The following is a 744-nucleotide window of genomic DNA, read 5'->3' as shown; positions in this document are numbered from 1 at the left end:
ACCATGAACAGTGCGAAGCCGACGGCAGCCACCAGCGGGCCGACGATCAAGGGCAGGCGCGGCCCGGTGCGGTCGACGATGTGCCCCGCGGCCCGCGACAGCGCGAACATGATCGCGATGAACGGCAGCATCGCGGCACCGGCCGCTGCCGCACCGTAGCCCTGCACCTGGATCAGGTTGAGCGGCAGGAAGTACAGCCCGCCGCCGAGCGCGGCGTACAGCAGCAGGGTCAGCAGGTTGGCGCCGGCGAAATCGCCGATGCGGAACAGGCGCAGCGGCACCATCGGTGCGGCGCTGCGCGCCTCGACGCGCAGGAAGAGCGCGAGGCCGGCGATGCCGATCGCAAGCGCCGCGAGCACGTCGGCCGATCCCCAGCCGTGCAGCGGCGCCTGCACCAGTGCGAACACGATGCCGGCGAGGCCGAGCGTGACGAGCACGGCACCCGGCACGTCGATCGCCGTCGTGTCGGTGCTGTTGCGGCTTTCCGGCACGCGGGTGGCGCAGATCAGCAGCAGCGCGGCGCCGAGCGGCAGGTTGACGAGGAAGGCCCAGGTCCAGCGCCAGTGCTCGACCATCCAGCCGCCGAGCACCGGGCCGATGGCCGCGGCGACGCCGCTCAGCGCCGACCAGGTGCCGATCGCGCGCCCGCGCTCGGCCTGCGTGAAGTTGGCGCCGATCAGCGACAGGCTGCCCGGCACCAGCAGCGCCGCGCCGATGCCCTGCAGCGCGCGCGCCGCGATCAGC

1 protein-coding gene is annotated in these 744 nt (G+C 73.4%); it reads right to left on the bottom strand.

Annotated elements, in window-relative coordinates:
• On the bottom strand, positions 1–744 hold a 744-nt coding region (locus tag AC1D01_RS37250), incomplete at both ends, for an MFS transporter (protein WP_477874920.1).

This window comes from Rhizobacter sp. P3_B12 (assembly GCF_056402895.1).
Note: the sequence above shows the minus strand (reverse complement) of the source record. Positions and strands in the feature narration are given on the sequence as shown.